The following is a 12997-nucleotide window of genomic DNA, read 5'->3' as shown; positions in this document are numbered from 1 at the left end:
TGCTTTTTTTAAGATTTGTCGTATCGGTTTTATCTCTCAGTCCTGACGTTTTTATCTGAAATCCTTTTGCAATTTTTACCTTTAGATTGTCAGAAAAATCATTTAAGCCCTGCCGTTGCCTCTGCCAGGATGAAAGCCTCAGTTCTCAACAAAAGATAATCAATAACTTTCAGTTATAAGGAGTCGTAAATGAGAGTGCTTACCCTGGCAGGTAGTCCGCGGTTTCCTTCACGGTCCACGTCGTTGTTAGCGCTATGCCAGCGCAAACTGGAAGCATCCGGCGTTGAGGTCATTCCGTGGAACATCCATAACTTTCAACCTGACGATCTGATCAATGCACGCTTTGACTCCCCGGCGCTTTTAGCCCTGAGCGAAGATCTGGCTCAGGCTGATGGCCTGGTCATTGCCACGCCTGTCTATAAAGCCTCTTTTTCGGGGGCGCTAAAAACCGTTCTCGACCTGTTACCTGAACGCGCGCTGGCTCATAAAGTGGTGCTCCCGTTGGCCAGTGGTGGAAGCGCCGGTCATATGCTGGCCCTGGATTACGCGCTTAAGCCAGTTTTAAATGCCCTTAAAGCTGAAGAAGTGCTTCACGGGGTTTACGCCGAAGATAATCAAATCAAACATTACGACCGCCAGCCAGAACTGGACCCGGTGCTGGCAAGCCGTCTGGACGAAGCGGTGCAATCGTTCTGGCTGGCGTTGTCACGACGTCATCAGCCCGTTGCCCTGGCCGTGTAAGGATACAGAGATGAAACGAATAGTCAGCGCGTGGTTAATGGCAGGGATGTTTGTAGCAGGGGCACAGGTTGACGCCGCAGAAGCGCCGCCCGCTCAGGTTCGCATCGGCTATCAAAAGGGGTCGGTCAGTATGGTGCTGGCAAAAGAACATCGCCTGCTGGAGACGCGTTTCCCCCACACGACAATTCAGTGGATTGAATTTCCGGCCGGACCGCAAATGCTGGAAGCGCTGAACGTGGACAGCATCGATATTGGCAGTACCGGCGATATCCCGCCGATCTTCGCACAGGCCGCAGGAGCAGACTTACTGTATATCGGCTCCGAACCGCCGAAGCCCAAAGCTGAGGTTATTCTGGTCAGCCAAAACAGCCCGTTAAAATCCGTTGCCGATTTGAAAGGCAAAAAGGTGGCCTTTCAGAAAGGCTCCAGTTCCCATAACTTGCTATTGCGCGCGCTGGAAGAAGCGGGTCTGAGTTTCAAGGATATTCAGCCGGTTTATCTGACGCCTGCTGATGCCCGAGCAGCCTTCCAGCAGGGTAACGTTGACGCCTGGGCGATATGGGACCCCTATTATTCCGCCGTCCTGCTGCAGGGTAATGTCCGCGTATTGAAAGACGGCACCACGCTGAATCAAACCGGGCCGTTCTACCTTGCGACACGCAGTTTTGCACAGGACCACAATGACTTCGTCTTAGCGACGTTAAAAGCCTTCAGTGACGCAGAAGCGCTGACGCGTAGCGAACGCGATCAGAGTATTCATCTGCTTTCTACATCGATCGGTCTGCCTGAGGCGGTCATTGCCAGCAACCTGGACCATCGCCCGCCCAGCCCGGTCAGCCCGGTGAGTGCGCAAACGGTCGCTTTGCAGCAGAAAACCGCCGATCTGTTTTATGCCAATCATCTGATTCCCGTGAAAGTATCGATTGCCGAGCGCATCTGGCATCCCCATGCCGTGACGCAATAAGGAGAGAAAAATGAGTGTTTCCGTATTTTGGTTCCTGCCAACCCATGGTGACGGACATTACCTTGGCACAGCTGAAGGCGCTCGCCCGGTTGACCATGCTTATTTACAACAGGTGGCACAGGCTGCCGACCGGCTGGGCTTTGGTGGCGTTCTGATCCCGACGGGACGCTCCTGTGAAGATGCCTGGCTGGTGGCGGCATCGTTAATCCCTGTGACTCAGCGTCTGCGTTTTCTGGTGGCCCTGCGTCCCGGTGTCATTTCGCCCACCCAGGCTGCGCGTCAGGCCGCAACGCTCGATCGCCTTTCCAACGGACGTGCGCTGTTCAACCTGGTGACCGGGGGCGATCCCGAGGAGCTGGCTGGTGATGGCGTATTTCTCGATCACCGCGAGCGCTATGCAGAATCGGCCGAGTTTACCCGCGTCTGGCGGCGCGTGCTGGAAGGCGAAACGGTGGATTACGAAGGCAAGCACGTTCATGTGCGAGGCGCTCGTCTGATGTTTAAGCCGGTACAGCAGCCTCGTCCGCCGCTGTGGTTCGGGGGTTCTTCAGAGCCCGCTCAGGATCTTGCCGCCGAACAGGTTGATGTTTATCTCACCTGGGGTGAACCACCTGCCCTGGTTAAAGAGAAAATTGAGCAAGTGCGGACGAAAGCCGCAGCACAGGGTCGGCAGGTTCGGTTTGGTATTCGCCTTCACGTGATCGTGCGTGAAACCAATGAGGAAGCCTGGCAGGCAGCCGACAAGCTGATCGCCAACGTGGATGATGCCACCATCGCCAAAGCACAAAGCGCCTTCCAACGCACCGACTCGGTGGGTCAACAGCGCATGGCTGCTCTGCACGGCGGACGCCGCGATAAGCTGGAGATCAGCCCTAACCTCTGGGCCGGCGTCGGGCTGGTGCGCAGTGGCGCAGGCACGGCGCTCGTTGGCGATGCGCCTACCGTGGCGGCACGGATGAAAGAGTATGAAGCCCTGGGCATTGAAACCTTTATCCTGTCGGGATATCCGCATCTGGAGGAAGCTTATCGCGTCGGTGAGCTGCTGTTTCCTCATCTGGATCTGAATATTCCTCAGGTCCCGCAACCGCGGGTGATTCAGGCCCACGGTGAAGCCGTTGCGAATGATTTTACGCCTGAGAAAAAAGCCGCCCGGGCCTGAGGAGATAACGATGACCAGACTACGTAAATCATTCTCAGCGGCGCTGGTGCCCTGGCTGCTGCCGGTGTTACTGGTGGTGGTCTGGCAAATTGCATCACAGACCGGCTGGCTGTCTACGCGTATTCTGCCAGCACCGGAAAAGATTGTGACCACCTTCTGGCAGTTGGCCGCCAGTGGCGAGCTCTGGCAGCATCTCGCCATCAGCAGTTGGCGGGCATTGCTAGGCTTCAGCATTGGCGGTTCCCTCGGTCTGCTGCTGGGATTGATCACCGGCACCTCGCGGCTGGGTGAGCGCCTGCTGGATACCTCACTACAAATGTTACGCAACGTGCCCCATCTGGCGCTAATCCCACTGGTTATCTTGTGGTTTGGCATCGATGAATCCGCCAAAATTTTTCTGGTGGCGCTGGGCACGCTGTTCCCTATTTACCTGAATACCTACCACGGTATTCGCAACGTGGACCCAGGCCTGGTTGAAATGGCGCGCAGCTACGGTTTATCCGGCTGGAGCCTGTTTGTTCAGGTGATCTTACCCGGCGCGTTACCGAGCATTATGGTAGGCGTGCGCTTTGGACTGGGATTAATGTGGCTAACGCTGATTGTGGCCGAGACGATTTCGGCTAACGCCGGTATTGGCTATCTGGCAATGAACGCCCGTGAATTTCTGCAAACGGATGTGGTGATGGTTGCCATCATTCTTTATGCCCTGCTGGGAAAACTGGCTGATGTCAGCGCATTACTGCTGGAGCGTGTCTGGTTACGCTGGCATCCGGCTTATCAACGTAAGGAGCAAACCGCATGATTAACTCCGCTATCCCGGCGCGTCTCAACGCGGGTACGCCCGTCGGTGTAAAGGGCGTCAGTAAAAAGTACGGCGAGCGCACCATTCTGAATCACATCGACCTGCATATTCCTTCCGGCCAGTTTGTTGCCGTGGTGGGCCGCAGCGGCTGTGGTAAAAGCACCCTGCTGCGCCTGTTGGCCGGGCTGGAAAACAGCACCCAGGGCCAACTGCTGGCAGGTAATGCGCCACTGCAGACTGCGCGCGACGAAACCCGGTTGATGTTTCAGGATGCCCGACTGCTGCCGTGGAAAAAAGTCATTGATAATGTCTCGCTGGGTCTGCGTGGCAACGCATGGCGTGAGGCCGCACGTGACGCGCTGGAGGCAGTCGGACTGGCTGACAGAGCACACGAGTGGCCTGCCGCGCTCTCCGGTGGTCAGAAACAGCGTGTGGCGCTGGCTCGGGCGCTGATTCACCGTCCCGGCCTGCTGCTACTGGATGAGCCGCTGGGGGCGCTGGATGCCTTAACGCGAATCGAGATGCAGGAGCTGATCGAATCGCTCTGGCAGCAGTACCACTTTACGGTTCTGTTGGTTACCCATGATGTCAGTGAAGCGGTCGCGATGGCTGATCGGGTGTTACTGATAGAGGAAGGTCAGATAGGACTGGATTTGCTGGTCGATCTGCCCCGCCCCCGACGACGGGGTTCAGCGCGTCTGGCAGAGCTGGAAGCGGAAGTGCTGGATCGGGTTATGCGTCGCGGCGCAACAGACAAACCGCCACGCTATGCGCAACAGCGTTAATCAAACGGCGGGCTGTTAACCCGCCGTTTTTTATCAGGCGTTCAGTGCCTTGGTAATTTTCTCGTACAGATCGCCAGACAGTTTATCCAGACCTTGCAACTGCTCCAGCGCCTGACGCATCAGCGCCTGGCGGTTAGCGTCATAACGTTTCAGACGAATCAATGGCTCAATCATACGCGAGGCCACCTGCGGATTGCGGGTATTAAGATCCGTCAACATCTCCACCAGGAAGCGATAACCACTGCCATCTTCGGCATGGAACGCCGAGGGATTACCTGAAGCAAACGCACCAATCAACGAGCGAATACGGTTGGGGTTACCCATACTGAAGGAACGGTGCGACAGTAAACGACGCACGTTGAGTAACGCATTTTGCGCCGGGCTGGTAGCCTGCAAGACAAACCATTTGTCCATCACCAGGCCATCCTTGTGCCAGCGCTCATCATAGTCCGCTAACAACGCATCACGGCACGGTAACTGTGCCGCCACCGCAGCGGTGAGTGCGGCCAGGGAGTCCGTCATGTTATTGGCATGCTGGTATTGCGCCTGCACCAGTTTATTCGCCAGGTCCATGTCCCCGAAGGCCAGATAGTAAAGACAGATATTCTTCAGCGAACGTTTACCAATGTCTGCATGATCTACATGGTATTCGGCCTGCTGATTCGCATGGTAAACGGCAAAGAACTCATCGGCCAGCTCACGGGCCAGCGTACGCACCAGCGCCTCACGCACCAGCGCAATGGCCTGCGGATCGATAATTTCAAACAGCTCGGCGATTTCGTTTTCACTTGGCAGCGATAAAATCAGGGCGGTGAGCGCCGGATCGCTGTCGGCATCCAGCAACACCGTGCGGAAGGCGTCTGCGACATGCAGTGGCAATGACAGATGCTGGCCTTGCTGATGACGCGCCACGTTGAGGCGCAGGTAAGTGGCTAACAGGCTTTGTGCGGCATCCCAGCGTGAAAAGTCGTTGCGTGCATGGCGCATCAGGAAAGTCAGCTGCGCATCGCTCCACTTATAATCGAGCTTCACCGGCGCGGAAAACTCACGCAGCAGTGACGGCACTGGCTGGAAATAGACATTATCGAAAACAAAGGTCTGGAACTCTTCCGTTACGTTCAACACGTTATGCACCGGATGGCCGTCACGCTGAAGCGGAATCACCTTACCCTGCCCGTCATAGAGTTCGATATCCAGCGGGATATGCAGTGGCAACTTCTCTTTCTGCTCGGCCGTCGGCGGCGTGTGCTGGGTAACATGAAGCGTGTACTGTTCCAGTTCCGGGTTGTAGTCATCGCGCACCGACAGCGTTGGCGTGCCCGACTGACTGTACCAGCGACGGAACTGAGAGAGATCGATATTAGAAGCGTCTTCCATAGCCTGAACAAAATCATCGCAGGTGGCTGCGCTGCCGTCGTGGCGTTCGAAATACAGCTGCATCCCTTTCTGGAAATTCTCTTCACCCAGCAAGGTGTGCAGCATGCGGATCACTTCAGAGCCTTTTTCATACACCGTTAAGGTGTAGAAATTGTTCATTTCGATCACCTGATCCGGGCGGATCGGATGCGCCATTGGGCTGGCGTCCTCGGCAAACTGCGCGCCGCGCATGATGCGCACGTTATCTATGCGGTTAACCGCACGCGATCCGAGGTCGGAGCTGAACTCCTGATCGCGAAAGACGGTCAGGCCCTCTTTCAGGCTCAGTTGGAACCAGTCGCGACAGGTTACGCGGTTGCCGGTCCAGTTATGGAAATACTCATGACCAATGACCGCTTCAATCCCCAGATAATCTTTATCGGTGGCGGTTTCAGCTTTTGCCAGCACGTATTTGGAGTTGAAAACGTTCAGGCCTTTATTCTCCATCGCGCCCATATTGAAGAAGTCCACGGCAACAATCATAAAGATGTCGAGGTCATACTCCAGGCCAAAGCGCTCCTCATCCCACTTCATGCTGTTCTTCAGGGAGGTCATCGCCCAGTCGGCACGATCCAGATTGCCGCGATCGACAAAGATCTCCAGCGCAACATTGCGACCAGAACGCGTGGTAAAGCTGTCACGCAGCACATCAAAGTCACCTGCCACCAGTGCAAACAGATAGCAAGGTTTAGGGAAAGGATCCTGCCACTTTACCCAGTTACGGCCCTGGTCATCTTTACCGCTGTCAATGCGGTTGCCGTTTGACAGCAGGTAGGGATAACGGCTGCCGTCAGCAATAATGGTGGTGGTAAAGCGCGCCAGCACGTCGGGGCGATCCAGATACCAGGTGATATGGCGGAAACCTTCGGCTTCACATTGTGTGCAGAGCGCTTCACCGGATTTGTAGAGCCCTTCAAGGGCGCTGTTACGGTCAGGATGGATATCATTGACGATTTTAAGCGTGAAGCTGTCCGGTAACTGACTTAATACCAGCGAACCCGCGTCTTCATGCCAGGCTGTCCAGGCCTGACCATTGACTTCCAGCGACACCAGCGTCAGATCTTCGCCGTCCAGACGCAGTTCAGCCTGGTGGTCTCCCTGACGTTTAACCTGACTCACCGCCGTCACCCGCGTCGTCGTTTCATCCAGTTCAAAGGTTAAATCGATATCGGTGATGGTGTAGTCCGGCGCACGATAATCGTGTCGATATTTTATTTGTGGCTGCTGCGTCATATTCCGTCTCGCATGTAGTAGTTATTCGTCAAAGTCTACGCATTCGTCGCTAAAGTAAAAGTATAAGCATTACTCGTCAAACGTCTAAGCATGATGCGCCGAGCTTAGCATGCACAATGCATGTATCAGATAAAATGGCTACAATTTGTTAACAATGACACATTTCGTCCTCGACTCGCTATCCTCAAATATGCTGTGATCGCTCTCTGTTAGTGATTTATACTTTTGCGTCTTTTACGACGTTAAACACACAGGGCTCTGCGCCACCGAACAGGATGCTGAAACGCGCCATGACAGGACATGCTTCCCCGATACTGACTTCGCTGCTGGATACGGATGCTTATAAGCTTCATATGCAGCAAGCCGTATTCCACCGTTACCATGATGTCACGGTGGCCGCGGAGTTCCGCTGCCGTAGCGACGAGCTGCTGGGTTTTTATGCTGACGAGATCCGTGCGGCAATAGATGCCATGCAGGCGCTGGCACTCACCGAGGCTGAATATGCCTGGTTATCTGACCTGCCCTTTTTTGCTGATGACTACCTTAGCTGGCTGCGAAACTTTCGCTACGACCCACAACAGGTCGAAGTCCATAATCACCATGGCAAGCTGGCTATCCGCATCCAGGGCCCCTGGCGGGAAGTCATCCTGTGGGAAGTCCCACTGCTGGCGCTGATCAGCGAAGTGGTTCACCGTCACCGCACACCCGCCATCAGCAGCCAGCAGGCCGTGGAATTTCTGCATCAGAAACTGGACAGGTTTCAAACCCAGGTGGCCGACACCGATATGTCCCGTTTCCGATTGATGGATTTTGGCACCCGACGCCGTTATTCACAGGACGTTCAGGAATCGATTGTCAGCACCCTGAAACAGGATTTTCCGTGGCTGATGGGCACCAGTAACTATGATCTGGCACGCCGCCTTGAACTTACGCCAGTAGGTACTCAGGCTCACGAGTGGTTTCAGGCTTTTCAGCAAATCAGCCCGGTGCTGGCGAACAGCCAGCGCGCGGCCTTACAGGCCTGGCTGGATGAATATGATGACAAGCTGGGCATTGCTTTGACCGACTGTATTGCCATGGATGCCTTCCTGCGCGATTTCGGTCCGGTCTTCGCCCGGCGTTATCAGGGACTGCGCCACGACTCAGGTGACCCGGTTGAGTGGGGCGAAAAAGCCCTGGCGCACTATCAGCAGTTGGGGATCGATCCGCTCACGAAAACGCTCGTGTTTTCGGATAATCTCAACCTGGAGAAATCGCTGGCGCTCTATCGTCATTTTGGCCAGCGTACCAACGTTGTATTCGGCATCGGCACGCGCCTGACCTGCGACATTCCCGGTGTTACGCCACTCAATATCGTGATCAAGCTGGTGCAATGTAATGGCAAGCCGGTCGCTAAGCTCTCTGACAGTCCAGGTAAAACGATCTGTCAGGACAAAGCGTTCGTTAAAGCCCTGCGAAAAGCCTTTGACCTGCCGCTGGTTAAAAAAGCCAGCTAGCCTCTTTGTTATCGGGGCGTTAACGCGCCCCGCCTTCCTGGCATTAAATCTGATATTCCCCTGAATTTTGCTTGTTTCCTGTTGACTCACAAGTAACATAGCTAAACCCCAGTCTGGGGAATTCATTCACACACTTCTTCTATATAGAGAGATATTTATGAGCGTAGTGCCTGTAGCGGATGTACTGCACGGTCGCGTCGCGGTTGACAGTGACGTCACCGTACGTGGTTGGGTGCGTACCCGAAGAGATTCCAAAGCCGGTCTTTCCTTTATCGCTGTCTATGACGGCTCCTGCTTTAATCCCGTTCAGGCTGTCGTCAATAATTCTCTGAATAATTATCAGGACGAAGTGCTGCACCTGACCACTGGCTGTTCCGTCATTGTCACCGGTAAGGTGGTTGCGTCGCCGGGTCAGGGTCAGGCATTCGAAATCCAGGCGACAAAACTGGAAGTGGTGGGCTGGGTAGAAGATCCCGACAGCTACCCGATGGCGGCAAAACGCCACAGTATTGAATACCTGCGTGAAGTCGCGCACCTGCGTCCGCGTACCAACCTGATTGGCGCTGTAGCCCGGGTGCGTCACACGCTGGCACAGGCGCTGCATCGCTTCTTCCATGAGAACGGTTACTTCTGGGTCTCCACGCCGCTTATTACCGCCTCCGATACCGAAGGAGCCGGTGAGATGTTCCGCGTCTCAACCCTGGACATGGAAAACTTACCGCGCAACGATCAGGGTAAAGTCGACTACTCCGAGGATTTCTTCGGTAAAGAAGCCTTCCTGACGGTGTCCGGTCAGTTAAACGGTGAAACCTACGCCAGTGCCCTGTCGAAAATCTACACCTTCGGCCCGACTTTCCGCGCGGAAAATTCCAACACCAGCCGCCATCTGGCAGAATTCTGGATGCTGGAACCGGAAATCGCTTTCGCCTCATTAGACGATGCGGCAGCCCTGGCGGAAGCCATGCTGAAGTATGTCTTCCAGGCCGTTCTGAATGAGCGTGCGGACGATATGGCGTTTTTTGCCGAACGCGTAGACAAGGATGCGATTAATCGCCTGGAGCGTTTTGTTACTACCGATTTCGCCCAGGTCGATTATACCGATGCCGTCGATATCCTGATGAACTGCGGTCAGACCTTTGAGAACCCTGTGTCATGGGGCATCGATCTGTCCTCTGAACATGAACGTTATCTTGCCGAGAAGCATTTCAAAGCGCCGGTGGTGGTTAAAAACTATCCGAAAGATATCAAGGCGTTCTATATGCGCCTGAACGACGACGGTAAAACCGTGGCCGCGATGGATGTGTTAGCGCCGGGCATCGGTGAAATCATCGGGGGTTCTCAGCGTGAAGAGCGTCTGGATGTGCTGGATGCGCGTCTGGAAGAGATGGGCCTGAAAAAAGAAGATTACTGGTGGTATCGTGATCTGCGTCGCTATGGCACCGTGCCACATTCAGGTTTTGGATTAGGTTTCGAACGTTTAATCGCCTATGTCACCGGCGTACAAAATGTAAGAGATGTTATCCCCTTCCCACGCACGCCTCGCAACGCGAGCTTCTGATTTTCAGCATTAAATATAAGAAATTCATATATATAAAGAGGTCGGCATCGCCGGCCTTTTTTTATTTTTGTAAATTTTGATATGTCTCACAAAGTTCCGTTATTTTTACATTTTGTAATACATATTTTATATTTGAAACAAGATTACGACTTTTGTAGCATTTTCGCAGTAGAATTACCCGGTGGGGGATGGAAAGATGCGTGCAGACACAGGAGACACCAAACTTCTTTCAAGGTTCACGTAAAGTTTTCTTGACGGCAGTGGCAGGTGTCCAAATAACTCCAATGAGGGTAATAAATAATGATGAAGCGCAACATTCTGGCAGTGGTTATCCCTGCTCTGCTCGCCGCCGGCGCAGCTAACGCAGCAGAAGTTTACAACAAAGACGGCAACAAGCTGGACCTGTACGGTAAAGTGGATGCGCGTCACCAGTTCTCTGATAACGCAGGTGATGACGGCGATCAGACTTATATTCGCTTTGGCTTCAAAGGCGAAACCAAGATTAATGACCAGATGACCGGTTACGGTCAGTGGGAATACAACATTCAGGGTAATAACTCTGAAGGTTCTGACGCGCAGACTGACAACAAAACCCGTCTGGGCTTTGCTGGTCTGAAATTCGGTGATGCCGGTTCAATCGACTACGGCCGTAACTACGGTGTGGTTTATGACGCAATCGGCTGGACCGATATGCTGCCAGTATTTGGTGGTGACTCAGGTTACTCAGACAACTATATGAACGGCCGTAGTGGTGGTCTGCTGACCTACCGCAACACCAACTTCTTTGGTCTGGTAGATGGCTGGAACTTTGCGCTTCAGTATCAGGGTAAAAATGATCGTACCGATCCTCGCCGTGCGAATGGTGATGGCTACGGTATTTCAACCTCGTACACCTCTCCGATCGGAGTCGGTATCGTAGGTGCTTACAGCAGCAGCGATCGTACTAATAGCCAGGCTGACGGTTCAGTCAGTAATAACAACGTTGTAACCTCTCAAGGTGCTGGCGTTGGTGCTGGTAAGCGTGCAGAAAACTGGGCAACTGCTCTGAAATATGATGCTAACAACGTATACCTGGCAGCAATGTACGGTGAAACCCGTAACTCAACACCAATTAAAGGTGTGTTTAATGTTAACGGTACGACATTTAGCGGTAATGCATTCGCTAACAAAACTCAAGAAATCGAGCTGGTAGCTCAGTATCAGTTCGACTTCGGTCTGCGTCCTTCACTGGCCTACGTTCAGTCTAAAGGCAAAGACATCGAAGGTATCGGCGATGCTGATATCTACAAATACTTCGATGTGGGCGCAACTTACTACTTCAACAAAAACATGGCCACCTACGTTGATTACAAAATCAACCAGCTGGACAAAAACAACCCACTCGGCATTCCTAACGATGACGTAGTTGGTGTTGGTGTGGTTTACCAGTTCTAAGTTTGTTGATGCAGTACAAAAAACGGAGCTTCGGCTCCGTTTTTTAATGCCGTTTTCTCGCCCTCTCCCCGGTTATTTCCCCCCGACAACATAAGAACGGGTAATTCTGGCGCACAGACGATGAATTTTATCGCAAACGGTTGGCATTTCGCCGTGCTGACGTTAACCTGATGGTTCATTTGCTAAAGTTCACGCTACTGGACCCGACTCATGTTTGAATCGATCTCTGCTGCACCCGCTGATCCTATCCTTGGCCTGGCCGATCTCTACCGTGCCGACGACCGCCCAAATAAAATCAATCTTGGTATTGGTGTTTATAAAGATGAAACCGGGAAAACGCCGGTGCTTACCAGCGTTAAAAAAGCAGAACAGTACCTGCTTGAAAACGAAACCAGCAAAAATTATCTGAGCATTGACGGTCTGCCGGATTTCGCGCGTTGCACGCAGGAATTGTTATTTGGCAAAGGCAACGCCCTGATCGCGTCGGGAAGAGCCCGTACGGCGCAGACGCCGGGCGGTACGGGTGCACTGCGCGTCGCCGCAGATTTCCTGTCCACCCAGACCGCCGTTAAGCGCGTGTGGGTGAGCAACCCGAGCTGGCCAAACCACAAAAACGTGTTCAATGCCGCCGGGCTTGAGGTATGCGAATACCAGTATTACGACGCGGCTAACCATACGCTGGACTTTGACGGCATGCTGGCCTCGCTGAGAGAGGTGAAAGCTGGTGATGTGGTGCTGTTCCACGGCTGCTGCCATAACCCGACCGGTATTGACCCAACAGCAGAGCAGTGGCAACAGCTGGCACAGCTCTCCCAGGCCAACGGCTGGTTGCCCCTGTTCGACTTCGCCTACCAGGGCTTTGCCCGTGGTCTGGAAGAGGATGCGGAAGGGCTGCGCATTTTTGCTGCCAGCCATCAGGAACTGATTGTCGCCAGTTCTTATTCCAAGAACTTTGGCCTGTATAACGAACGTGTTGGTGCGATTACATTGGTTGCCGGCGACGCCGCGACGGTCGAGACCGCGTTTAGCCAGGTGAAATACACTATTCGCGCTAACTACTCTAATCCTCCGTCACACGGTGCCGCCGTCGTTGCCACCATCCTGGGTAATGACGCGCTGCGTACTATCTGGCAGCAAGAGCTGTCCGATATGCGTCAGCGTATCCAGCGCATGCGTCAGCTGTTTGTGAACACGCTGGCGGATAAAGGCGCACAGCAGGACTTCAGCTTTATCATCAAGCAGAATGGGATGTTCTCATTCAGCGGACTGACCAAAGATCAGGTCATCCGCCTGCGCGAGGAGTTTGGGGTTTATGCCGTTAATTCGGGCCGCGTGAACGTTGCCGGTATGACGCCAGATAATATGTCTGCACTGTGTGAGGCAATTGTCGCCGTACTTTAGGCTGATAC

At 53.8% G+C, this 12997-nt stretch carries 10 protein-coding genes; 9 read left to right on the top strand and 1 reads right to left on the bottom strand.

Annotation, left to right across the window (positions count from 1 at the left end):
- Positions 1-189: 189 nt before the first annotated feature.
- Genes ssuE through ssuB form a run of 5 tightly spaced genes read left to right on the top strand, consistent with a single transcriptional unit; the run spans position 190 to position 4451 of the window.
- The gene (ssuE, locus tag A6A26_RS12285) at positions 190-741 is read left to right on the top strand and encodes an NADPH-dependent FMN reductase (protein WP_063878968.1); all 552 of its coding nucleotides are present in this window, start codon (positions 190-192) and stop codon (positions 739-741) included.
- A 10-nt stretch (positions 742-751) separates the two neighbouring features.
- Complete coding sequence (locus A6A26_RS12280) at positions 752-1705, top strand: sulfonate ABC transporter substrate-binding protein (protein WP_063878967.1); 954 nt, start codon at positions 752-754, stop codon at positions 1703-1705.
- 10 nt (positions 1706-1715) lie between these two features.
- Positions 1716-2864 carry an FMNH2-dependent alkanesulfonate monooxygenase gene (ssuD, locus tag A6A26_RS12275; protein WP_063878966.1) on the top strand — a complete coding sequence of 383 codons (1149 nt, stop codon included), beginning with the start codon at positions 1716-1718 and terminating at the stop codon, positions 2862-2864.
- Between the two features lie 10 nt (positions 2865-2874).
- Positions 2875-3666 (top strand): aliphatic sulfonate ABC transporter permease SsuC, encoded by a 792-nt coding sequence (ssuC, locus tag A6A26_RS12270; protein ID WP_063878965.1) that lies wholly within the window; start codon positions 2875-2877, stop codon positions 3664-3666.
- Positions 3663-4451, top strand: a complete 789-nt coding sequence (gene ssuB, locus A6A26_RS12265) for an aliphatic sulfonates ABC transporter ATP-binding protein (protein WP_063878964.1) — start codon at positions 3663-3665, stop codon at positions 4449-4451. Before ssuC ends, ssuB begins: the two co-directional genes overlap by 4 nt.
- 33 nt (positions 4452-4484) lie before the next feature.
- Here the strand turns inward: ssuB and pepN are convergent, their stop codons facing one another.
- Entirely contained in the window at positions 4485-7100 is a 2616-nt protein-coding gene (pepN, locus tag A6A26_RS12260; RefSeq protein WP_063878963.1) for an aminopeptidase N, read from the bottom strand.
- A 290-nt stretch (positions 7101-7390) separates the two neighbouring features.
- Here pepN and pncB point away from each other — a divergent pair, with 290 nt between their 5' ends.
- The 4 genes from pncB to A6A26_RS12240 all read left to right on the top strand — a co-directional run bounded on the left by pncB (position 7391) and on the right by A6A26_RS12240 (position 12989).
- Positions 7391-8596: a nicotinate phosphoribosyltransferase gene (pncB, locus tag A6A26_RS12255; RefSeq protein WP_063881145.1), complete on the top strand. Its 1206-nt coding sequence runs from the start codon at positions 7391-7393 to the stop codon at positions 8594-8596.
- A 157-nt stretch (positions 8597-8753) separates the two neighbouring features.
- Positions 8754-10154: an asparagine--tRNA ligase gene (gene asnS, locus A6A26_RS12250; RefSeq protein ID WP_063878962.1), complete on the top strand. Its 1401-nt coding sequence runs from the start codon at positions 8754-8756 to the stop codon at positions 10152-10154.
- Positions 10155-10454: 300 nt separating this feature from the next.
- Positions 10455-11588 carry a porin OmpF gene (ompF, locus tag A6A26_RS12245; RefSeq protein ID WP_063878961.1) on the top strand — a complete coding sequence of 378 codons (1134 nt, stop codon included), beginning with the start codon at positions 10455-10457 and terminating at the stop codon, positions 11586-11588.
- A gap of 210 nt (positions 11589-11798) precedes the next feature.
- Positions 11799-12989, top strand: a complete 1191-nt coding sequence (locus tag A6A26_RS12240) for an amino acid aminotransferase (RefSeq protein ID WP_063878960.1) — start codon at positions 11799-11801, stop codon at positions 12987-12989.
- The last annotated feature ends 8 nt before the right edge of the window (positions 12990-12997 follow it).

This window comes from Pantoea sp. OXWO6B1, from assembly GCF_001641135.1.
Classification (GTDB): Bacteria; Pseudomonadota; Gammaproteobacteria; order Enterobacterales; family Enterobacteriaceae; genus Pantoea; species Pantoea allii.
This window is presented reverse-complemented; position numbering and strand designations above follow the sequence as displayed.

Excerpts from the sequence above, each read along its gene's own strand:
- ssuE (WP_063878968.1), top strand. The coding sequence starts at position 190 with ATGAGAGTGCTTACCCTGGCAGGTAGTCCGCGGTTTCCTTCACGGTCC.
- A6A26_RS12280 (WP_063878967.1), top strand. The coding sequence starts at position 752 with ATGAAACGAATAGTCAGCGCGTGGTTAATGGCAGGGATGTTTGTAGCA.
- ssuD (WP_063878966.1), top strand. The coding sequence starts at position 1,716 with ATGAGTGTTTCCGTATTTTGGTTCCTGCCAACCCATGGTGACGGACAT.
- ssuC (WP_063878965.1), top strand. The coding sequence starts at position 2,875 with ATGACCAGACTACGTAAATCATTCTCAGCGGCGCTGGTGCCCTGGCTG.
- ssuB (WP_063878964.1), top strand. The coding sequence starts at position 3,663 with ATGATTAACTCCGCTATCCCGGCGCGTCTCAACGCGGGTACGCCCGTC.
- pepN (WP_063878963.1), bottom strand. The coding sequence starts at position 7,100 with ATGACGCAGCAGCCACAAATAAAATATCGACACGATTATCGTGCGCCG.
- pncB (WP_063881145.1), top strand. The coding sequence starts at position 7,391 with ATGACAGGACATGCTTCCCCGATACTGACTTCGCTGCTGGATACGGAT.
- asnS (WP_063878962.1), top strand. The coding sequence starts at position 8,754 with ATGAGCGTAGTGCCTGTAGCGGATGTACTGCACGGTCGCGTCGCGGTT.
- ompF (WP_063878961.1), top strand. The coding sequence starts at position 10,455 with ATGATGAAGCGCAACATTCTGGCAGTGGTTATCCCTGCTCTGCTCGCC.
- A6A26_RS12240 (WP_063878960.1), top strand. The coding sequence starts at position 11,799 with ATGTTTGAATCGATCTCTGCTGCACCCGCTGATCCTATCCTTGGCCTG.